This is a genomic window from Bacteroidota bacterium (assembly GCA_020161395.1).
GTDB lineage: Bacteria > Bacteroidota > Ignavibacteria > Ignavibacteriales > Ignavibacteriaceae > UTCHB3.
On record JAIUOE010000001.1, the window covers coordinates 642,437 to 663,594 of the forward strand.

General features: G+C 43.2%; 21 protein-coding genes and 1 pseudogene. 11 read left to right on the forward strand and 11 right to left on the reverse strand.

Features of this window, described 5'->3' with window-relative positions; genetic code table 11:
- Positions 1–452: 452 nt before the first annotated feature.
- Complete coding sequence (locus LCH52_02480) at positions 453–2,027, reverse strand: T9SS type A sorting domain-containing protein (GenBank protein ID MCA0387343.1); 1,575 nt, start codon at positions 2,025–2,027, stop codon at positions 453–455.
- 603 nt (positions 2,028–2,630) lie between these two features.
- Here LCH52_02480 and LCH52_02485 point away from each other — a divergent pair.
- The 9 genes and pseudogenes from LCH52_02485 to hisIE all read left to right on the forward strand — a co-directional run bounded on the left by LCH52_02485 (position 2,631) and on the right by hisIE (position 9,962).
- The gene (locus LCH52_02485; protein MCA0387344.1) at positions 2,631–3,275 is read left to right on the forward strand and encodes an AAA family ATPase; all 645 of its coding nucleotides are present in this window, start codon (positions 2,631–2,633) and stop codon (positions 3,273–3,275) included.
- 179 nt (positions 3,276–3,454) lie between these two features.
- Positions 3,455–4,333, forward strand: a complete 879-nt coding sequence (gene hisG, locus LCH52_02490) for an ATP phosphoribosyltransferase (GenBank protein MCA0387345.1) — start codon at positions 3,455–3,457, stop codon at positions 4,331–4,333.
- Positions 4,334–4,340: 7 nt separating this feature from the next.
- Entirely contained in the window at positions 4,341–5,624 is a 1,284-nt protein-coding gene (gene hisD / locus LCH52_02495) for a histidinol dehydrogenase (GenBank protein ID MCA0387346.1), read from the forward strand.
- Positions 5,621–6,667, forward strand: a pseudogene (gene hisC, locus LCH52_02500) (histidinol-phosphate transaminase). Before hisD ends, hisC begins: the two are co-directional and overlap by 4 nt.
- Positions 6,656–7,297 carry an imidazoleglycerol-phosphate dehydratase HisB gene (gene hisB, locus LCH52_02505; protein MCA0387347.1) on the forward strand — a complete coding sequence of 214 codons (642 nt, stop codon included), beginning with the start codon at positions 6,656–6,658 and terminating at the stop codon, positions 7,295–7,297. The pseudogene hisC and the gene hisB overlap by 12 nt, the downstream one beginning before the upstream one ends.
- Positions 7,294–7,890 carry an imidazole glycerol phosphate synthase subunit HisH gene (hisH, locus tag LCH52_02510; protein MCA0387348.1) on the forward strand — a complete coding sequence of 199 codons (597 nt, stop codon included), beginning with the start codon at positions 7,294–7,296 and terminating at the stop codon, positions 7,888–7,890. Before hisB ends, hisH begins: the two co-directional genes overlap by 4 nt.
- Complete coding sequence (locus LCH52_02515; protein MCA0387349.1) at positions 7,884–8,600, forward strand: 1-(5-phosphoribosyl)-5-[(5-phosphoribosylamino)methylideneamino] imidazole-4-carboxamide isomerase; 717 nt, start codon at positions 7,884–7,886, stop codon at positions 8,598–8,600. The genes hisH and LCH52_02515 overlap by 7 nt, the downstream gene beginning before the upstream one ends.
- A complete protein-coding gene (hisF, locus tag LCH52_02520; protein MCA0387350.1) occupies positions 8,590–9,345 on the forward strand; it encodes an imidazole glycerol phosphate synthase subunit HisF in 756 nt (251 codons plus the stop codon). Before LCH52_02515 ends, hisF begins: the two co-directional genes overlap by 11 nt.
- A complete protein-coding gene (gene hisIE / locus LCH52_02525) occupies positions 9,342–9,962 on the forward strand; it encodes a bifunctional phosphoribosyl-AMP cyclohydrolase/phosphoribosyl-ATP diphosphatase HisIE (GenBank protein MCA0387351.1) in 621 nt (206 codons plus the stop codon). The genes hisF and hisIE overlap by 4 nt, the downstream gene beginning before the upstream one ends.
- 47 nt (positions 9,963–10,009) lie before the next feature.
- Here the strand turns inward: hisIE and LCH52_02530 are convergent, their stop codons facing one another.
- Positions 10,010–11,026, reverse strand: a complete 1,017-nt coding sequence (locus LCH52_02530) for a pirin family protein (GenBank protein ID MCA0387352.1) — start codon at positions 11,024–11,026, stop codon at positions 10,010–10,012.
- 50 nt (positions 11,027–11,076) lie between these two features.
- Positions 11,077–11,805 (reverse strand): DUF255 domain-containing protein, encoded by a 729-nt coding sequence (locus tag LCH52_02535; protein ID MCA0387353.1) that lies wholly within the window; start codon positions 11,803–11,805, stop codon positions 11,077–11,079.
- Between the two features lie 156 nt (positions 11,806–11,961).
- Between LCH52_02535 and LCH52_02540 the strand changes: the two genes are divergently transcribed.
- Positions 11,962–12,429 (forward strand): tryptophan-rich sensory protein, encoded by a 468-nt coding sequence (locus LCH52_02540; protein MCA0387354.1) that lies wholly within the window; start codon positions 11,962–11,964, stop codon positions 12,427–12,429.
- A gap of 82 nt (positions 12,430–12,511) precedes the next feature.
- Here the strand turns inward: LCH52_02540 and LCH52_02545 are convergent, their stop codons facing one another.
- Complete coding sequence (locus tag LCH52_02545) at positions 12,512–13,471, reverse strand: hypothetical protein (protein MCA0387355.1); 960 nt, start codon at positions 13,469–13,471, stop codon at positions 12,512–12,514.
- Positions 13,472–13,597: 126 nt separating this feature from the next.
- Entirely contained in the window at positions 13,598–15,382 is a 1,785-nt protein-coding gene (locus LCH52_02550; protein ID MCA0387356.1) for a phosphoenolpyruvate carboxykinase (GTP), read from the reverse strand.
- A 194-nt stretch (positions 15,383–15,576) separates the two neighbouring features.
- On the opposite strand from LCH52_02550, the gene LCH52_02555 reads away from it, so the two are divergent.
- On the forward strand, positions 15,577–16,347 hold the full coding sequence (locus tag LCH52_02555) for an ABC transporter permease (protein MCA0387357.1): 771 nt from the start codon (positions 15,577–15,579) through the stop codon (positions 16,345–16,347).
- Between the two features lie 270 nt (positions 16,348–16,617).
- Here LCH52_02555 and LCH52_02560 read toward each other — a convergent pair whose 3' ends face one another.
- The 6 genes from LCH52_02560 to radC form a co-directional block, all read right to left on the reverse strand.
- Complete coding sequence (locus tag LCH52_02560) at positions 16,618–16,968, reverse strand: four helix bundle protein (protein ID MCA0387358.1); 351 nt, start codon at positions 16,966–16,968, stop codon at positions 16,618–16,620.
- Between the two features lie 88 nt (positions 16,969–17,056).
- Positions 17,057–18,244: a Xaa-Pro peptidase family protein gene (locus LCH52_02565; GenBank protein ID MCA0387359.1), complete on the reverse strand. Its 1,188-nt coding sequence runs from the start codon at positions 18,242–18,244 to the stop codon at positions 17,057–17,059.
- 92 nt (positions 18,245–18,336) lie between these two features.
- Positions 18,337–19,290, reverse strand: coding sequence for a PhoH family protein (locus LCH52_02570; GenBank protein ID MCA0387360.1), 954 nt, complete (start codon positions 19,288–19,290; stop codon positions 18,337–18,339).
- 106 nt (positions 19,291–19,396) lie between these two features.
- Positions 19,397–20,089: a LysM peptidoglycan-binding domain-containing protein gene (locus LCH52_02575; protein ID MCA0387361.1), complete on the reverse strand. Its 693-nt coding sequence runs from the start codon at positions 20,087–20,089 to the stop codon at positions 19,397–19,399.
- A gap of 15 nt (positions 20,090–20,104) precedes the next feature.
- Positions 20,105–20,362 carry a hypothetical protein gene (locus LCH52_02580; GenBank protein ID MCA0387362.1) on the reverse strand — a complete coding sequence of 86 codons (258 nt, stop codon included), beginning with the start codon at positions 20,360–20,362 and terminating at the stop codon, positions 20,105–20,107.
- Between the two features lie 99 nt (positions 20,363–20,461).
- Entirely contained in the window at positions 20,462–21,151 is a 690-nt protein-coding gene (gene radC / locus LCH52_02585; GenBank protein MCA0387363.1) for a DNA repair protein RadC, read from the reverse strand.
- Between the last annotated feature and the right edge of the window lie 7 nt (positions 21,152–21,158).

Below are 21,158 nucleotides of genomic sequence, written 5' to 3' on the forward strand. Positions count from 1 at the left end.
GTTTATAAAAGGAAGTGGCCGAGCCGCCGGGCTCTCAAATCGGAGTGGAGTCGTGGAAATTTTTGTAAAGCATCTTCAAATATAACAAAATTGGGGGAAATTGAAGTCAGGGATTTATGGGGTTTGAAGAGAGATGGGGCTCAAGAGAGAGCATTTTTTTCGATTTTTAAACTTATTGCCAGACTGTGTGCCACCAATTTTTAAGGTGAACCGATTTATTAAAAAGACTGCCCCTTTAAGAGACAGCCTTGAATAAAACAATTAAAAACTGAATCTAAGATTCAAATGTGACTCCTTTTCCTCCGATTGAAATCGGAGGCTATTTAAGTAGCAATGCTTTCATCGTTTTTGTGTAATTAGTGTTTGTATGTTCGAGCGATTGCGCACTCAGACGAAAAAAGAACAAAAAACAGAAAGAACCTTGTCTGTTTCATTTTACTTTTCTCCGATCTTTACTTTATATAGGCCACCTTTACGGTTGCAGCCATTTGACCGTTCTCCTTCTGAGAAGAAACCCTTATCATGTATGTCCCGCTTGAAACATCCAGCAGGTTGAAATCAATCACCTCACTATGTTCACCTTTTGTTCTAAAGGTTGTATTTGAATAAATTTCCCTGCCCATTATGTCATAAACCGTCATGTCTATCATGCCTTCGCCCGGGACTGTGTAGTTAACCTTTGTGCTCCCGTTAAAAGGGTTTGGGCTGGTTCTTATCTTTAACTCTGTCGGAAGTTCTGCTCCAGTCTCATCCTCGACACCCGTTGGTTTTCTGACACCTTTCATAATATAGACACGGTTGTTTATAAGAGGATAAATGAGGTTGTATTCCGCTTCCTCTCCGATACAGATATCATCTACTCCGTCACCTGTCACATCGCCTATTCTGCCTGAAAAATTGGGACTGTTATAAATACTAAAGGCATATTCATCCGCCTTCTCTGTGGGTATCGGGTTACCCCCAAGAAAAAGACGAGCCGTATAATATGAAATATGAATAATTAGATCGTTAAAACCATCCTTGTTCACATCTCCTATTGGAACCGTATATGTTGTTGCTGAATTTTGAAGATTTAGTCCCGCTTCCTCTGACAGGTTTGGTGGTTTACTACCATATGAAATTGTTTTAGTGTACCAGTAAGGAAAAATCGTTTCAGTATTTCGGAGGACAAGCTCTCCCTTACCATCACCATTCATGTCATTGACAGCAATGATACCTGTTGTATCAAATATCTTAAAAGTGTCGGAGAAAGCGAATGAGGGATTACCGTAGTAGAATTTCCTGAAGGGACGATCCGGGATGTTCACGGGTTGGAATTCCATTGAAATATCTGTACATCCATCGCCATCTATGTCAGCAAATTGTTGAAATACCGTTGAATGGTTGCCGGAATAATAATACGCGTTGTTAGAATCTGAAAGCATGTGATATGTTGGAATTGAATCCGTGCTACCGGTTTCGAAGAAAACGATACTTCCGGAATTTGTTGGGCGGTAACTGTGGTATGCGACTAACTCTTCCCATCCATCCCCGTTGTAATCAATTGACCCGGATTGCCCTTTAAGTCGTAGCAAATTATTACTGGAATCAGTATAGCTAAATTGAAATGTAACATCGGGTGTGTTGTCTATATTAGGCCCACCTAAAAAAATATCAAATATTGCCGGATGGGGTGGATTTGAAAACACTGTAACAATGTCCCTGTAACCATCGCGGTTCCAGTCACAGGCAGTAGCGGCCCTCGGATATTGTATAGGAATCGAAAAAACAGGTTCCGTGGCTATTGGGTTTCCTCCCCGGAAAAACATGGCATTTGCTGCTTGAGAATTTGGATCAGGTCTTATACTCAAAACAAAGTCGTCATATCCATCGTCGTTTTGATCTCCCATATAAACTATTGATTCATACGAAAAATACCCCTGCTTGCTGAACACTATAGTATCATACTGGGCATCAACTTCTGTTGTGAAAACAAATAAAAGAAGCAAAAAGCCTATACCAAGCGGGTTTTGTTTTAGGTCAAACATAGAATTTCCTCACACAAGGTTTTGTGTTGATGGATTAAAAAATAAATATTTTTTAGAAATGTTTCCGGAAGGCACAAAGTGACTGGCAATCCCAAATCGAATTGATTTGGAATGAGGGACAATGACAGGATAACAAACCAAAACGGAGGTGGGGTCTGTTTCCCTGCAGAAAACAAAAAAATTTCCCAAATGTTGATAATAAGCCCGGCTTTAAGAACTATAAACAATGAACCCATTATACCTTTTGCTCACAATGAATTGTGCAACATTGAATCAAATTAAAATCCAACGCTCACTTTAACATCATAACAACATCCGAATAAAAAAAAGTAAAAAGCAATACCTTTTCCCGATTGCATTATAGAAAAATTATTTTTAATTCAGTGAGTTCCAGAATGATTTTTCGAGGGCAGAATAATTGTTTAATTTACAGGGAAAAATAGTAGAAAAGGTGAAAAAGGCTAATTTTAGGATCGATAAAAAATGATCCGGGAAGTAACATCAAACTTTTTGGCTGACCTGAGTATCAGTAATTTTTAAGGTGAACCACTAATTTTACTTTAATTTTGTCATATTTGCGAATACCAATTTAAAAGATTTAAGATGAAAAGACTTCCTCTCGGAATACAGACATTTTCACAGATTATCGAAGACAAAATGGTCTATGTGGACAAATCCGCATATATCGCCAGGCTTGTTTTAGGTTACAAATATGTTTTTCTTTCGCGACCAAGGAGGTTCGGGAAGTCTCTGTTCCTATCGTCTCTCTATTCCTTCTTTAACGGAAATTCCGAACTTTTTGATGGTCTTGCAATTAAAGACAGTATCAAGGAACCGTGGGACTCTTTCCCGATAATCAGACTCGATTTCTCCGCATTTCCCTCAGGTAATCCACTTGAACTCTCCTATTCGATCAATAAATCGCTCATGGATTATGCTGAGCAATATTCCATTGACCTGGGCGGTCTGATTGAGCACGAGTATCTTGCCACTCTTATAAGAGGTATCTACAAAAATACAGGCAAACGGGTTGTAATACTGATTGATGAATATGATAAACCAATTGTCGATCTTCTTGACAATCCCGCAATTGCAGAACAAAACAAAGAAAAAAAGATGCTTGAGCTACGGACATATTACGAACTCGGTCTGCCAAATCTCGAAGTTGAGGAATCGTTTTACAAGTATCTGTTTTCGAGTATGACAGAACTGGATCCGGAAATTGACATCTCCTTCGTAGAAAAATAATTCCCCTTGACATGAAAGAAAATTCTTATATTTTTACAACATGATTTTTGAAAACTTAACCAACATTCATCACCATCATCATTTAGCACACGGTATGTGTCGGCGGTGATCTATGTTGTTTTTGATAACTAAAGAGCCTCGGCACAGCGCCGGGGCTTTTTTTATTTTAAAGGACTCTGATGTTTCCCCTCAATAATGGCAACTTAAAAATAGCGGTTCAGAAAAAAGGAAGGCTCACTGAAAAATCGATTGAGCTCCTGAATTTGTGCGGTCTCGGCATAGACAACTATACCGACCGCCTCTATATATCAGCAACCAACTTCCCTGCTGACATTCTTTTCCTCAGGGATGATGATATTCCTGAATATGTACAGGATGGCGTTGCCGACCTTGGTATAGTCGGTGAAAATGTAATTACCGAAAAACCCGTTACGATAGACCTGAAGGAAAAACTCGGTTTCGGGAAGTGCCGTATTATGATCGCATACCCCGATTCAGTGCAAATTGACGATGTTTCAGGTCTTGCAGGAAAGAAAATTGCGACCACCTACCCCTCAATTCTGGGAAAATTTCTCGCTAAGAACGATATCGAAGCAAGAATAATTGAGATTTCAGGGTCGGTGGAGATTGCCCCCGCTCTCGGTATCGCCGATGTAATTTGTGATATTGTCTCTACAGGTAACACTCTCAAACTGAACAAATTGAAAAGGGGCTTTACTGTTTTTGAGTCGGAAGCCGCACTTATTGCATCCCCGGCGTTACGGGACAATCCGGTAAAAGAGCAACTCGTCTCCGACCTGTTGAAAAGAATAAGATCGGTGATAACTGCAAGAAAATCGAAATACTTGATGATGAATGTACCTAAAGCTTCACTTGAAGAGGTAATTAAGATGATCCCCGCATCAAAAAGTCCGACAATCCTTCCTCTTTTTGACGAATCAACAGTTGCTGTTCATGCAGTCGTTCCTTCGGGATACATCTGGGAAGTGCTCGACCCTCTTAAAAATGCGGGAGCGACGGGGATTCTGGTTCTGCCAATTGAAAATATGATACCGTAAGGAGAGTATGGAAAAAATTGACGCAACAAATCTTACAAAAGACCTTCTCGAAGAGGTAACCGCCAGAACGGGACTTAATATCTCATCTGCCCGGAAGACCGCGGAAGCCATAATCTCCGAAGTGAAGTCAGTTGGGCTCAAGGCGGTAATTAAATACGCACAAATATTTGACAGATTCAGAAGGGTTAGTATCCGGCTTGTTAAAAACGAGATAGAGGATGCGATTCAGGGGCTTGATTCCAGGTCAAAAAATGCGATTCACACTGCTTTTGAGAACATTCTTGCTTTCCACAATCCGCAAAAACCTGTCGATTATTCAGTTGAAACAGCAGAAGGTGTTTTGTGCGAGAGGAAGTTTGTTTCAATTGAAAATGTCGGATTGTATATCCCGGGTGGTTCTGCAGTACTCCCATCAACTGTCCTTATGCTCGGGGTGCCTGCCATGATTGCAGGGTGTAAACGGGTTGTATTGGTTACTCCCGCATCTGAAAAAGTTGAGCCTGCTGTAATCTATGCTGCAAGTCTTTGCGGAATTTCTGAAATATACGCGGTCGGTGGTGCCCAGGCTGTTGCGATGCTTGCTTACGGAGTGGAAGGAGTGGAGAGAGTTGACAAAATTTTCGGTCCCGGGAATCAGTTCGTTACCGCCGCAAAAATGGCAGTCGCGACTGACGGCTCAGGTTGCTCCATCGATATGCCGGCAGGTCCGAGCGAACTGTTGATAATTGCCGATGAAACAGCCGATGCCCGGTTTGTAGCAGCAGATCTACTTTCACAGGCTGAACACGGGACTGATTCCCAGACGATTCTTCTTTCCACCTCTGAAATGCTTATTAATGAAGTGGAACAGGAACTTGCCCAACAGATGTCCCTTCTCCCAAGGAAGAAAGAGATGGAAGGCAGCCTCTCCAACAGCCGGCTGGTGAAGGTGGCAAACATGGAGGATGCGTTTACGATTTCCAATAAATATGCACCCGAGCACCTTATTATAAACACCAAAGATGCTGGCATGTTAAAGAATAAAGTAATAAATGCGGGATCGGTATTCATTGGTCAGTGGTCTCCCGAAAGTGCCGGTGATTACGCATCAGGGACGAATCACTCACTTCCCACATCGGGTTATGCCCGCGCAACGGGAGGTGTAGCGGTCGAATCATTTATGAAAGGAATCACATTTCAGGAATTGAGCAAGGATAGTCTGCAAAGAATTTCCGAAACAGTAGTAACACTGGCAGAAATTGAGAAACTTGAAGCCCATGCTGCTGCCGTAAAAACAAGGATGTCACCATGATAAAAACGATTATTCGAAAACACCTCGTGGATGTTAAACCATACTCATCAGCACGGGACCTCTATAAAGGTGGAGATTATACATTTCTTGATGCAAATGAAAACCCGCTTTCATCGATGAACGGACTTTCCGATCCTGATCTTTGCAGATACCCCGACCCCGCTCAAACTGCCCTTCGGGAACGGCTTGCACCGTATCTGCAAATAAAAAGCGAAAACCTGTTCTTTGGAGTGGGAAGTGATGAGATAATTGACCTGCTGGTAAAACTGTTCTGTGACCCGGGTAAGGACGAGGTTTTGACCATCACACCCTCTTACGGGATGTATGAAACTGTCTGTAATATCCATAATGTCAACATTAAGACTTGTAATCTGGAAGAGGATGGATTTAAGTTGAATGCCGGTAAACTCCTTGCAATGGTAACAGATTCCACAAAGATTATTTTCCTTTGCTCACCCAACAATCCAACGGGCAATCTTCTGGAGCGAATGGAAGTAATTAAGATTGCCAAAAAATTCCGCGGTCTGGTTGTGGTGGATGAAGCTTATATCGGCTTTGGAAATGGTGACGGATTTATTAAAGACTCGATAGCAATTCCAAACTTGTGTGTAATGAGAACCTTTTCAAAAGTTTACGGACTTGCCGGTGCCAGAATCGGGTATCTCTGTGGAAATGCAGAGCTCGTGGACTACCTCTTCAAGATTAAGGCACCTTACTCGATAAACAAACTGACTGAAAAAAAACTGCTTGAGACGATCGACAGGATTCCTTTTTTTACAAAATCTCTCGTAGAGGTGGTTAAACTCAGGAAATATTTTGCGGACTTATTGGTTCAGTTCCCCGTGGTTGAAAAAGTGTTTCCATCCGATGCCAACTTCCTTCTTGTCAAGGTGCAGGATTCCGGTTTTCTGTGCAGTGAACTGGCAAAAAGAAAGATAATTATCAGAGATCGTTCCTCACAACCACTCTTGAAGAATTGTGTAAGGATCTCTGTCGGTACCCGGGAGGAAATAGCCCTCCTTATAAGTGCGATGTCGGAAATATTTGAATTTCAACCCGAAACAACAGAGTTTAGTGGAAATGCTGCAATCGGCAGATTTGCGGTAACACAAAGAAAAACAAAAGAAACCGACATTGCAATCGAAGTAAGCCTGGATGAACCCGGCAACTCGCAAATCTCAACAGGGATCGGTTTTTTTGATCACATGCTCGACCAGATTGCGAGGCACGGCAATATCGGTCTTAAAATAAAGGTGAATGGTGACCTTGGAATTGACGAACACCACACAGTTGAGGACACCGGCATCGTCCTCGGTGAGACACTTCTAAAAGCACTTGGCAACAAGGCGGGAATACAAAGATACGGATTCTGGATTCCGATGGATGATTCCGAAGCAAGCTGTGCAATCGACCTCGGTGGAAGAACTCATCTGAAGTTTAAGGCAAAATTCAAGCGGGAGTTTATCGGAGAGTTCCCTGCCGAACTGGCGGAAGAGTTTTTCAGAGCCGTGGCATCGGGAATGAAAGCAAACATCGTTATAAAAGCAAGCGGGAAAAATGATCATCATAAAATCGAAGCGATCTTCAAATCATTTGCTAAAGCACTTAATGAAGCTGCCCGTCTTGATGAGAGAACTCAGGGCTCACTCCCTTCAACAAAGGGGGTATTATGACAGGTATTATCGATTATGGTGCGGGCAATACTGCGTCGGTGGGCTATGCCCTCTCCCGGCTTGGTGCTGATTTTATTATCTCCGATTCAGTAGATGAACTCAAAAAATGCAAAAGGTTGATCCTGCCCGGTGTTGGTTCCGCTCGCTTTGCGATGGAAAGTCTGAGAGAAAAAGGAGTGATTGATCTGATAACGGGCTGGAAAAAACCGTTTCTCGGCATCTGCCTTGGTATGCAACTCCTCGTCGACCACTCCGAGGAGGGGGATATCGACTGTCTTGGTGTGATTCCGGGGAAGTGTATTCTCTTCGACAGGGATAAAACAAAAGTGCCTCTGATGGGGTGGAACAGGGTCGTTTTTACGGATTTCTCCGGACTTTTTAGCGGATTGCATAGCGGTGAGTGGTTCTACTTTGCCCACTCATATTACATTCCGGGTTCACCGTTTACGATTGCCGAATCTGAAAACTGCGGTCATTATTCAGCCGCTATACAGAAAGACAATTTCTTCGGGGTTCAGTTTCATCCCGAAAAGTCATCGACACAGGGAAAGCAACTGCTACAAAATTTTATCGAAATGGAGGTAAAATGTTAGTTATTCCGGCAATGGATATCCTTGAAGGGAAAGTTGTACGCCTTCTTAAAGGGGCATTTGATTCCGTTACCACATATTCCTCAGCACCTGTTAAAGTTGTGGAAAAATTCGTTGAGGCAGGATTTAACAGGCTCCACATCGTGGATCTCTCCGGTGCAAGGGAGCGGAAACCCCGGATTATGAACCTTGTGAGGGAGATAAAATCTCTGTTCCCTGTGGAAATACAGTCGGGAGGTGGAGTTAGAACCCTCGACGATGCTCGTCGTATCATGGAAAGCGGAGTTGACTTTCTTGTTGCAGGTTCAATTTCAGTGAAATACAGAGACATTTTTGAAAAAATTACAAATGAGATTGGCGCAGAATCAATTATTTCCGCAAGTGATTCGAGGGACGGCATGATCGCCGTTGACGGCTGGGAATCAACCTCGGTTATCAACCTTGAGGATCAAATCAGGTATTGTTTGTCTCTCGGAATAAATTCATTCCTTGTAACCGATATCAGCAGGGACGGAACCCTTGAAGGGACAAATCTGCCACTCTATAAAAAACTTCTCACAGATTTCCCCGGCATCTTTTTGATCGCTTCGGGTGGAGTGAAAGACAAAACCGACCTTCAGCAACTGAAAGAGAGCAGTGTCCCCTCTGTTGTAGTCGGGAAAGCGTACTATGAAAACAGAATCACCCTTGAGGAGATGACAAATGCCTGCTAAAAGAATTATCCCCTGCCTCGATGTAAAAGAGGGAAGGGTAGTAAAAGGAACAAATTTTGTCGGACTTAAAGATGCGGGTGATGCGATAGAACTTGCAGCCCTCTACTCTGAAAGCGGAGCTGACGAACTGGTGTTCCTTGACATCACCGCAACACTGGAACGGAGGAAAACGATTTTTGCATTTGTGGAGGAGGTTGCAAAAGCCATCTCAATACCTTTTACAGTGGGCGGCGGCATTTCCGAATTAACGGACATCGAGAGACTCCTCAGAGCAGGAGCTGACAAGGTTTCACTTAACAGCTCAATTGTTCGCAATCCCGGATTTATTACTGAAGCAGCTTACAGATTCGGTAGTCAGGCAATTGTTGCCGCAATAGACATAAATCTTGAAGACGGACAGTATCCCGTTTATGTAAGCGGCGGGAAGAAGAAGACTGAATTTGACGGATTTATTTGGTGCAAGCAGGTGGAATCCCTCGGAGCGGGAGAAATCCTCCTTACTTCCATGCACTGCGATGGAACGAGAAGGGGATTTGATCTTGCGTTTCTCTCCCGTCTGCAGGGTGAAGTGAATATCCCTGTGATTGCCTCAGGTGGAGCCGGGAACAAACAGCATTTTCTCGATGCCTTCGAAAAAGCGGGTGTGGATGCCTGTCTCGCTGCGGGATTGTTCCATTTTGGCGAACTCGCAATCCCGGAATTAAAAGATTTTTTAAGAAATAATGGAATTGAAACAAGAGTATGAAAAACAGAATTTTGGATACAGCTTTAATGGATTATGAAAAAACGAGTGGACTTGTTCCTGCCGTAATCACCGATCACCAATCCGGACAGGTACTGATGGTGGGATTCATGAACAATGAGGCGGTTACACAGACTATCTCGACGGGGAAGGTCACTTTTTTCAGCAGAACGAAGAGGAGACTCTGGACAAAGGGTGAAGAATCAGGAAATTTTCTTTTTGTAGAAGAGATAATCCCCGACTGTGACAACGACACCCTCCTGATTAAAGCGAAACCTGCCGGTCCTGTCTGTCATACGGGTTCACACACCTGTTTCGGTGAAGATGAGGCAACCCCGTTTGCTTTTCTTGACAGGCTTTTCACCGTTATCGAGGAGAGGAGAGAAAAACTGCCGGAGGGGTCATACACCACTTCCCTTTTTAAGAGAGGGTCTGACAGGATTATCCAAAAAGTTGGTGAAGAGGCGGTTGAAGTGGTGATTGCTGCTAAAAACAGAAACAGGGAAGAGATAAAAAACGAGTCGGCAGACCTCCTGTTTCATCTGCTTGTTATGTTGTCGGAACAGGAAATCAACCCGGGGGAAGTTGTTGAAACACTTATTGCGAGACACGGCAGGTAGAGACTCAAAAGAATCTCCACCTGATCCGGATAGTGACAAAAACGGGATTATTTAATTTCTTTTCTTCCGTCGATGTGCTCGGCAAACCGTCCTGCATCTTTGGGGAAAACATTGTCGCGTCTCTCCCAGGGCCACCCACCGAACTGAGTCTGATCAAAATCGACAAAAGCCTTAGTTATTTCAGCTTTCGTATTCATCACGAACGGACCATACTGATATACCGGTTCGTTTATCGGCATACCCTGTAGCAGAAAAATGAAGCAATCTGTTTCGCCTGCGGTAATCTTTACGAATGAATCAGCCTTTAACTGTACTGCCGTATATTCATTTACAGAAGTATCTTCCACAAGGATGGACGCTCCCCTGTAAAAGAAGATAACCCTGAATGCGTTTTCAGAGACTTTGGGTATTTCCCAGACCGCTCCGGGTTCCATTTTAATCGTCCAGATCGCCACTTCATTTTCCGGATTAGCAGCCCACGAATCGGGAGCCGGTGCGGGTGCCTGAACATCGCCGATACTGCCCGCTATCAGGTTGATTTCTGTTTTAAGACCCGTTTCATCCTTAATGGTGACCACAGGAATTTCGTCAGCCCACAACATTTTAAAGTAGGGGGGAGCCATTTTCTTTTCGCGCGGGAGGTTTAGCCACACCTGGAACAGTTCGAGAGGATTTTCCTTATCCTCGTTGAGCAGAGGAAACATTTCCGAGTGCTGCAGTCCGCTTCCCGCCGTCATCCACTGAACATCGCCGTTACCGTATCTGCCCGCCTGCTTGTGAGAGTCGGAATGATCAACAAATCCTTGCATCACCACAGTAACAGTCTCAAATCCTCTGTGTGGATGCGCCGGAAACCCCGGAACTGATTCACCGTGATACATCCGCCACCCGTCCTTCACCACAAAATCCTCACCGAGGCGTCTTCCTTCAAGGGATGCAGCGGGACCCATTTCGCCATTTCCGCGGGGATAGTGGTCATTGTGATGTGCGCAAAAAATAAACGGATCCAGAACGGGCCATTGAAAATTAAGCGGGACGACTGCAATTATCGGACTTGTTTCCATATTTTCTCTCTTTATTAGTTAACTGCGAAATATAACTTCAAAAAGCCGGATTATTCAATTCTGAGATATTGCTGCACTATTTCCTGAATCTTTTCCTGTCCTTTTGGACTTAATTCAGTGTTTTCCCGGTCGTTAATATAAGCGAGAATTTCCTGGGCGAGCCAGAAGAGGCTGTCGGTTTTCTCAATCTCTTTTACTGCGGCAATCGCTTTTGCATCATCACCCTCCACTTCGAAATAGACAAGAGCGTATGCAAGTTTCAACGAGGAATTCATCCCCTTTTTGGCAAATTCATCAAGAGCCTTGAGGTATTTCATCGACCCGTAGTTTGTTTTGAAAGCCTCTCCGCTGAGAATGAAAGGAAGTATCTTTGTCGCAAATTCTTCCTGTTCAATATATCCCGTGATTGTCTGAATAAATTCACCCTTGGAAGTGTAGAAAGCAGTGGCAGGATATCCCGAAATCTTAAATGATTTGCCGAATTGTTCAGGCGTCATCGAGTTTCCTGCTATTGAAATGTTTCCGTCGGTCTCAGGATTGTATTTTACACAGACAAAATCCTTGTTGAGAAGGTCAATTACATTTTGCTTGCCATAAGTGGCTGTATCCATTACCTTGCACCAGCCGCACCATTCAGTATAGGCATCGAGCAAAACAGTTTTACTCTCCTTTGCCGCTTTGGCAAATCCTTCAGCGGGGGTGTACCACTTCAAAGACTGGGGGATAATAGCACCGGTCAAGAGAAGAAAAAGGACGGATATCCTGATGTAAAATTTCATTATTTACTCCATTGGGGGGAAAGCCGTTTAACCGGCAAAAGTGTTTAAATTAGTGTTGCAATTTACCTTTTTTATACCTTTACCACACTATAAGGTTCCATCTACTGAATCATCTCAAGGTAAATAGAAGAAAAATGTTTAGAACGGAAAAGTAATATGAATAAGTTTCTCAAAATTCTCGTTGCTGTCTCAATTCCCCTTCTGGTTGGAAGTATCGCCGGAATTGCAACCACCCCAAATATAAAGTCGTGGTACATGTATTTGAACAAACCGGTTTTCAGCCCGCCTAACTGGATTTTTGGACCAATGTGGTCTTTGCTTTATATCCTGATGGGTGTTGGTTTATATCTGATATGGGAATCAGAAAAGGGTGAACTGCGAACCAGGGCATTTAAAGTCTTTTTTATACAACTGGCGTTCAATTTCGCATGGAGTTTCATCTTTTTTGAGTTCCGACTTATTGGAGTGGCTTTTTTCGAGATTATCCTCGTATGGGTTTCGGTGCTTGCGATGATCGTCACCTTCTACCCTGTCAATAAAAAGGCAGCACTTCTGCAGATCCCCTACATTCTTTGGGTTACTTTTGCTTCGGCACTAAACGGAGCGGTCTGGTATTTGAATTAAGTGAATTAATTGTCCGTCTCTGCAGGATCAACCCTATTGGATTTTTAAGACCAATAAGGAAGATCCTGCAGATAACACAGATTTATTTCACATTTTCACAAGGAATCTTGTACGGATCTCCAACCCCGTCAAATTTTGTTTTTTGAAAAGCGTTTGAAACATAGTCCTGCTGGAAGGTAATCAACTGCCAGACCGTGCAGGTTCCATCGGAGTTTTTTACCGCAGCGGTTGCTCTGATGTAACGATGGAGGATAACACCCGTGACTTCATTACGCCTTATCGTCCAGTCGGGATCGATTATCACGAGTTTAAGCACTTCACCTTTAATTCTTTCCTTGTATGTGTTTGAACCTTTTAACACAGTAATCATTTCAGCTTCAAGTTTTTTATCCGACATTGCTGCCTTGGGAAAAACTGCAGACTGTGTCGTAATATTACCCGCAACCTCGTTCAATTTTTCCGATTGATTTTCATACGGGCTGAAATCGTTTCCCGATATTACAAAAGACCCTGTTGCAACCACGGCATAATGGATATTTACTTTGACAATAATTTTGTGCTCGCCGGGTTCAAGATTGGACAGAGCCTTCGCGAATAATACAGGTCCGTAGTAATTTGCACCAAACTTTTTATACTCTATTTCCTGGGAGCCATAGGCGGTGGTTTTTTTGGGTGAGGGGACTATGTCAACCGGAATTCTATCCTGTTCCAGCAGGGAGCCTGAAACAGACATTGAACTTACCTCGAGCTGCATTTCACTTGGTTGCTGATAACTGTAAAGAGGGGGTTTGAGCTCATAAAGGAAAACTTCCACTTCAGCTTTCTTAGTTGTTTTCGATTTTAAGATGTTTATGACCGGTTTGGGAAGGTAGGCAAATGCATATATGTGATCTCCGGCTTCGAATTTGGATGTCAGATTTGCCGGGCTCTTTGAGTCGATCATCTGCTTCGAGAAGATGATCTCACCCGCAGCTTGTGCGAAGATTTCAGATTGTGAGGAAGAAAAGAGAACCACAAGCAAAAAGGCACTTATTACTCTCATAATCACTCCATCGGATAATGATTTTTATTTGACGAATGAAACTTAAAAAATTATTTTGATTTCAGAGCAAAAAAAAACTGCCCCCTGGTTGGAAGGCAGCTTTTAAGATCATCTGTGGAAAGAAAATCACAGTTTGCTGTACATTCCTTCAACTTTATCAAGAACGGCATAGAGTTCTTTTGGAACATGTCCTTCGAACGAGTCGAAGTATTTTCTGATGCTCTCCATCTCCTCAAGTCCGTGTTCTTTGTCGATTTCGAAAAGTTTTGCAACTCTTTCCTCTGAAAGATCAAGACCTTCGACATTGATTGTGCCCGGTTTTGGAAGGAAACCTTTGGGGGTTTCAACCGCAATGTCAGCGCCGTCAACTCTGTTGAAAATCCACTCGAGAACACGAATGTTTTCGCCGTAACCCGGCCAAATGAACTTTCCGTTTTCATCTTTTCTGAACCAGTTCACATAGAATATCTTCGGAAGTTTCGTTTTGTCAGCTTTTTGCCCGGTTTCAATCCAGTGTTTGAAGTAGTCGCCCATGTTGTAACCGCAGAAGGGGAGCATTGCGAATGGGTCTCTTCTTATCTGGCCAACAGCACCAACTGCCGCAGCGGTTGTCTCTGATGAAACAGTAGATCCAAGGAAAGTACCATGATCCCAGTCGAAAGCTTCAGCTACAAGAGGAACAACCTTTGCTCTTCTGCCGCCAAACAGAATTGCCGAGATTGGTACGCCGGCGGGATTTTCCCACTGAGGGTCGATCACCGGACACTGTCCTGCTGGAGCTGTGAATCTTGAATTGGGATGCGATGATGGTTCCGGTGACTCGGGTGTCCACTCCCTGTGTTTCCAGTCGGTCAATTTTGCCGGCTTTTCATCTGTCATTCCTTCCCACCATACATCACCGTCGGGTGTCAGGGCAACATTCGTAAAAATCGAATTTTTTGTAGCCGAAAGGAGGGCATTGGCATTCGTTTTATTTGAAGTACCAGGGGCTACACCGAAGAAACCGTATTCAGGATTAACTGCATACAATCTTCCGTCAGGTCCAAATTTCATCCAGGCAATATCATCGCCGACACATTCAACCTTCCATCCGGGAAGTGAAGGGGTAAGCATTGCGAGGTTGGTTTTACCGCATGCACTCGGGAATGCAGCCGCTACATATTTTTTCTCACCTTTTGGATTGGTGATGCCAACGATGAGCATGTGCTCAGCGAGCCAGCCTTCATCTCTTGCCATTACCGAGGCTATTCTGAGAGCGAAACATTTTTTGCCGAGAAGGGCATTTCCACCGTAACCGCTTCCAAACGACCAGATTGATCTTTCCTCAGGGAAGTGAACTATATACTTGGTTGTATTGCAGGGCCATGGAACATCTTTTTCGCCCGCTGCGAGGGGTTTCCCCACAGAATGGAGGCAGGGTACAAATTCACCGTCACCGAGCTGATCGAGGACTTTCTGTCCCATTCTTGTCATAATTTTCATGTTGCACACCACATAAGGGGAGTCTGTAAGTTCCACTCCGATGTGTGCAATGTTGCTTCCGAGAGGTCCCATGCTGAAAGGAATTACGAACATCGTTCTGCCCTTCATGCATCCGTCAAACAATCCGTTCAATATTTTTTTCATTTCGGCAGGAGCCATCCAGTTGTTTGTGGGTCCTGCGTCCTCTTTCTTTTCCGAACAAATAAAAGTTCTGTCTTCCACCCTTGCCACATCACTTGGATCTGACATGCAAATGTAACTGTTGGGTCTCTTTTCATCGTTTAACCTGAGAAAAGTACCGTTTTCCACGAGTGATTTAGCCATTTCATCATATTCTGCCTCAGACCCGTTACACCAATATACTTTGTCAGGCTTGCAGAGTGCAGCCATTTCCTCAACCCATTTCAACAGCTTTTTGTTTGTCGTCATATAAATGCCTCAAATTGTTTCATTATTTTACGGTTTATAGTTATTTTTACGCTCTATAAACGGTATTAATAAATATTAGTTAATCTTCCGCGTATGTTAGTTATTATTTTCTAACATTCAAAACTACAAATATTAATACATTTTTCAAAAACACGATTGCGCCGCAACATAATTTGAGATAATAAAAGCCCAAAATGACCAGACTTGTAGCCCTCCTGGGAAAGAAAACAATCGATTTTGTATCGGAAATTGGTGAAATTTCACTCCTTCAGATGCGGATCATTTATTTCCTTCCTAAAATAATCAAAAACAGAAAACAGGTCCTGTTTCAGATGGAGCATATTGGTGTTGGCTCTCTGCCCCTGGTTCTTATCATCGCGGTTTTTACAGGAGCTGTCGCCGCATGGCAGGCGGCTTATCAGCTTAAGGGGATTGCACCCGTTTCTTTTCTGGGTGCCGCAACAAGCAGGGCTATCATAACAGAGCTGGGTCCCGTCCTTACGGGAATTGTAATAGCAGGCAGGGTTGGCGCCTCCATCGCTGCAGAACTCGGCACAATGAAAGTAACCGAACAAATAGATGCCCTCGAGAGCATGGCAATTAACCCGATAAGATTTCTTGCAATGCCCCGTTTCCTCGCATCAATCGTTATGCTTCCCATACTCGCACTTTTTGCTTCCTTCATCGCCGTAATTGGAGCATTTCTTGTCTCAAATTACTTCCTCGGAGTTTCGGAAGCTGTTTTTTTTCATTCCGTAAAACAGTATTTTCAACTTTATGATCTCTTCACGGGACTTCTCAAAACCGTCTTCTTTGGAGCAGTCACTGCCCTCATCGGTGTTCACAACGGGCTTCGAACCTCCGGTGGAGCCGAAGGTGTCGGAAATGCAACCATCCGTTCTTTCGTCCTTTCCGCAGCTCTCATCCTCATCCTCGACTATGTCCTTTGGATGCTGCTGTTTTAATGCAGTAATGCAGTAATCCAATAATGCAGTAATGCAGTAATGCAGTAATTGGTGTTAGTCGGAGTTTTTGGTTTTAGTGGTCTTTTAATCCAATAGTGCAATAATCCAATAATGCAGTAATTGGTGTTAGCCGGAGTTTTTGGTTTTAGTGGTCTTTTAATCCAATAGTGCAATAATCCAATAATGCAGTAATTGGTGTTAGCCGGAGTTTTTGGTTTTAGTGGTCTTTTAATCCAATAATGCAATAATCCAATAATGCAGTAATTGGTGTTAGCCGGAGTTTTTGGTTTTAGTGGTTTTAATCGAGGAACTGATCAGTTTCATTAATTCTTCGGCGTCTTTAAGAAGGGAATTGTAGCCTGCTTCTGTGAGGTATTCTGACTCTTTCAAGAGCAGAAGCCAATAGAGATTTTCTTCACACTCTTTTTGTGCTATTCGTAGTTTATTTATAAAATCCGCTGAAGATGCCGGGTGTTGCGCTTCATGAATGTTAGCACCAATGCTGGTTCCTGATCTAAGCATCTGCTTTGAAAGCACATACTCATTTTTACTCAAAAGAAACTTATATGCTTTTACCATTCTGATTGAATAAGCAATACTCTTTTCCTTCAGCGGATTCATAAACTCTCCACAAATATTATTGGATTACTGCATTATTGCATTATTGGATTACTGCATTATTGCATTACTGCATTACTGCATTACTGCATTATTGGATTAAATAGAGTTCTTTCTGTCTCTCACTCAGCCAGTCGATACCGGTATCGGTGACGACCACTTCTTCCTCGATTGTTACAATTCCATGGTTTTCCACATAGAGACGGGGTTCGATGGTGAAAACCTGATTTTTTTCGAGGGGGATGAAGGGGAGGTTCCCGTATTTTTCCCAGGCGGGGAAGAGTCCCGGACCTGCATCATGGGCAACTCTGCCGACCTGATGGCCGAGTCCGTGAGGGTATTCATCAAATCCATTAGAGGTAATGTGCCCACGGGCGGCGGCATCCACTTCAACTCCGGTTACTCCCGGTTTGAGGGCTTCGGAGGCTTTTGTAATGGATGTTTTGAGAACATCGAATCCGCGTTTTACTTCTTCGGGAGCGTCTGTTTCACCATCGCGGAGGATGTACCATGTGCGTTGAAGATCGGAGCAGTAGCCGTTGTAGTTAATTCCGAAGTCGATATTGATCAGATGTCCACCTTCGACTTTACGGTCTGTTGGACCTGCGTGGGCACCGGCTGTGTCGGGACCCGTAAAGACTGCGGGACAACTGTCAGCTTCCCATGCAACCTGATAACCTCTGTCATTGGCTCTCGAGGTCATGAACGCAGCAATTTCCTTTTCGGTTCTTCCTTTGGTTATGAATTTCCCTGTTTCATCGAAGATTTCGAGGGTAATCCTTACTGCTTCTTTCATGATTTTAAGTTCTTTTTCCGATTTTCTGCCTCTGAGCGAGGAGACTATATCTTCAGAAGAAACAAGTCTTTCTCCGTACGGAGTGCCGGCAAAATGGTCGAGGAGAACATGATAGAGACCGAGGGTGAGTCCGTCGGCAAGGTTCATGCTTTTCGAGAAGTTAATTGCGATTTTTTGCGGATCGACAGATTTAACAAACTCGAGAAGCGGTTCTCTGATCGATTTAACATATCCCGTAATATCTTCAAATGTCCCCATGTCTTTGAGGTTTTGAATATCGAGTGACCCGAGTATCGCTTTTCTGTGCCCGTGCTTTGTAAGAATAAATGCCGACTGCCAGGTAACATTCACTCCTGCAATGGTATCCAGCACCGGATCGTGGATCGAGGCACTCTCGCGAACGAAGGTCAGCCACATGTCAATGTCTTTTTCCTTCAGGATATCAATCGCCTGGAGCTGTTTTTCTAAAATTATGTCTTTCATCTTTATTGTCTCCGGTTATATGTTTAAGTCGTGCTCCAACAGAGAAGCGGCGTGCTGCCGCAAATTCCGTCAAATGAGCACATCAAAATCTTCTAATTGTCGTAATATTTTTCGTATGCTTCTATAATATCTTTAACGAGGCGGTGCCTTACGACATCAGCCTTCTCAAAGAATGAAAATCCGACACCTTCGATACCGCTCAATATTTCCTGAGCCTTAACGAGTCCGCTGACTGTTTTTACAGGCAAATCGATCTGTGTTATATCACCTGTAATAATGGCTTTCGACTCTGTACCGAGACGGGTGAGGAACATTTTCATCTGCACATCGGTAGTGTTCTGGGCTTCATCGAGAATGACAAAAGCACGGTTGAGGGTTCTTCCACGCATGTAGGCGAGGGGAATTATTTCAATAATCCCTTTTTCAAGGTAGGCTTTTACCCTTTCTGAAGGGAGCATATCCTCAAGTGCATCGTAGAGAGGACGGAGGTACGGATCGATTTTCTCTCTGAGATCACCCGGAAGATAACCGAGTTTTTCGCCTGCCTCAACTGCGGGACGGGTGAGAATTATCTTTTTTACGAGATTCTTCTTCAACGCGGCAACTGCCAAAGCGACAGCCATATATGTTTTTCCTGTACCTGCGGGACCAATTGCGAAACAAATATCGTTGGTCAGGGCGGTTTTAAGATAGACAAGCTGGCCCGGAGTGCGTGCCTTGATAACATCATCCTTGGTGTAGAGGATGATCTTGTCAAAGTCCTCCTCTCCTTTTGCCTGCTTTCCGTTTCTTGTCAGTTCAAGGATGAGCCTGACATCCTGTTCCTTGAGCCTTCCGGAGGTGTTTATTGCATAGATCATTTCCTTAATGATCTTTTCAATTTTCTCAACCTCGTTTTGGATGCCCTTGAGGATGAGCTGATCGCCGCGAACAATTATAGCCGAGTGGAAGTGTTCCTCGAGTATCTCGAGATGGATATCATTTGGTCCCAGAAGTTTTTGCAGATCGACGCCTTCAAGGGAGATTTTCTTTTCAAATTCTGACATGGATTCCTGTATTAAGTTTAAAATATAAAAAGCCCTTAATACCTGAGTATCAAGGGCTTTTTTAGAATAATCGTCACAAAATAAGAATTAAGCGACAAAGCGACTATTAAGGAGCCGGTTTGTAGTTTCTTCCCATTTTGGAAACAGTGTTGATCTCATCAGCAGTGAGGTTCGGAATGGTATAAACCTGATTTGGGAAAATCAAGTCAGGGTTGTTTCCGATAACTTCCTGATTGGCTCTCCAAATTGCAGGCCAAGCAGCGCCTTTACCGTAGTATTCGCCTTTTGAAGCGATGCACCACAGGCAGTCACCTTTAACAACAGTATACTTCTTCACTTCAGGAACGACGATAACATCAAGGTCTTTTTTCCATTTAGCCATTAAGTCAGGCAGATAAACATGAAGTGTGTTGTAGAACTCAGGAAGAGCTGAGAGTTTGTTTGACTGGAGTTCTTTAAGTTCAGCTTCTCTTGCTGAATAAGGCTCTTGTCTTTTCTCAATCTTGCTTTTAAGTTCATTGACTTTCATTGCGAAAACCGATACATCACCAGCGTTGGCGCCGAGTGATTTGTAAAGGTCATCCAAACAATCTTCGTAGCTCTGGATGCCATCAAGCTGTTTCTGAACATTGGCAACATCTTTGTTGAGCTGGTCTACGGTTGAGCTGAGATTCATTTCAACTGCTTTTAATGAATCCATCTTGGCTTTGTATTGATCGCAGCTAAGATCTCTCTGGGCGAAAAGTGAACCTGAGAGAAGCACTAAAGCGAAAGCAGCAATTTTCATTGAAAATTTCATTCTTTTTCTCTCCTGTTACTTTTTGATTTTGTTTAAGTTCTGGTTAACTGTATTCTTCAGTTGATTACATTCTTCAAGCTTTTTCTGCTTGGCTGCAATCTGTTTGTTAAGGTCGGCTTTCTTGCTATTCAATTGTGAAATAGTAGACTGCTTCTGATTAACAGAGTTCTGAAGAGCATCTAAAGCTGCGTATTCCTGATCGCTTACACTGCAGCAACCGGCGAAGAATACTGTCGATAAACCGACTATAGCAAGCATTTTACTTAGCTTCATAGGCTTCTCTCCTTTTGTTTGAGTTGTTTGTTACTTATTGAAAAATAAAATATAGCAAAGGTACGAAAATTTTAAACTTTGAACAATTAAAATATGCAATTAATCCGAATTTAAGATGCCCAGATTGGAAAAACTGACAAATTTTGTTCCGGCGACGATAATATGGTCAAGAAGTTTGATATCAAAGAGTAAACAGGCCTCTTTTATTTTTTTTGTGATTCTTCTGTCTTCGATGCTGATATCGGGGGAACCACTCGGGTGGTTATGACTTATTATAATCGATTTGGCATTATGGTCGAGGCATCTTCTAATGATTTCCCTGACATCGACGAGGCTAAAATCGAGAGTTCCTTTGAACAGTTCCTCGATTTTTATCACTCTTCCGCTTGTCGAAATAAATGCCGCCATGAATTTTTCCACAGGTTCATTTTTCATGTATCGGATGAAATGTTCTGCTATTAAATCAGGGCTGGTTATTTTCCCTGTCACATAATCTTTCTCTGTGGTCTGTACCCTTTTCGCAATCTCAAAAATGGCAGAGAGAGTAATTGCCTTGTCACTTCCGATTCCGGAGAAAGTGTTTTTCAGATAACCCGGCGATTTGGACGAGAGTTCATTCAGACCTCCGGAAACTTCAATAATTTCGCGGGAGAGTTGTAAAACCGATTTCCCTTTTGTCCCTGTTCTAAGAATGATTGCCAGCAATTCCGAATCGGAGAGGGCATCAATTCCCTTGCTCTTTGCCTTTTCTCTCGGTTGCTCGTCTTTTGGGTGATCTTTTATTGCCATTTCAAAA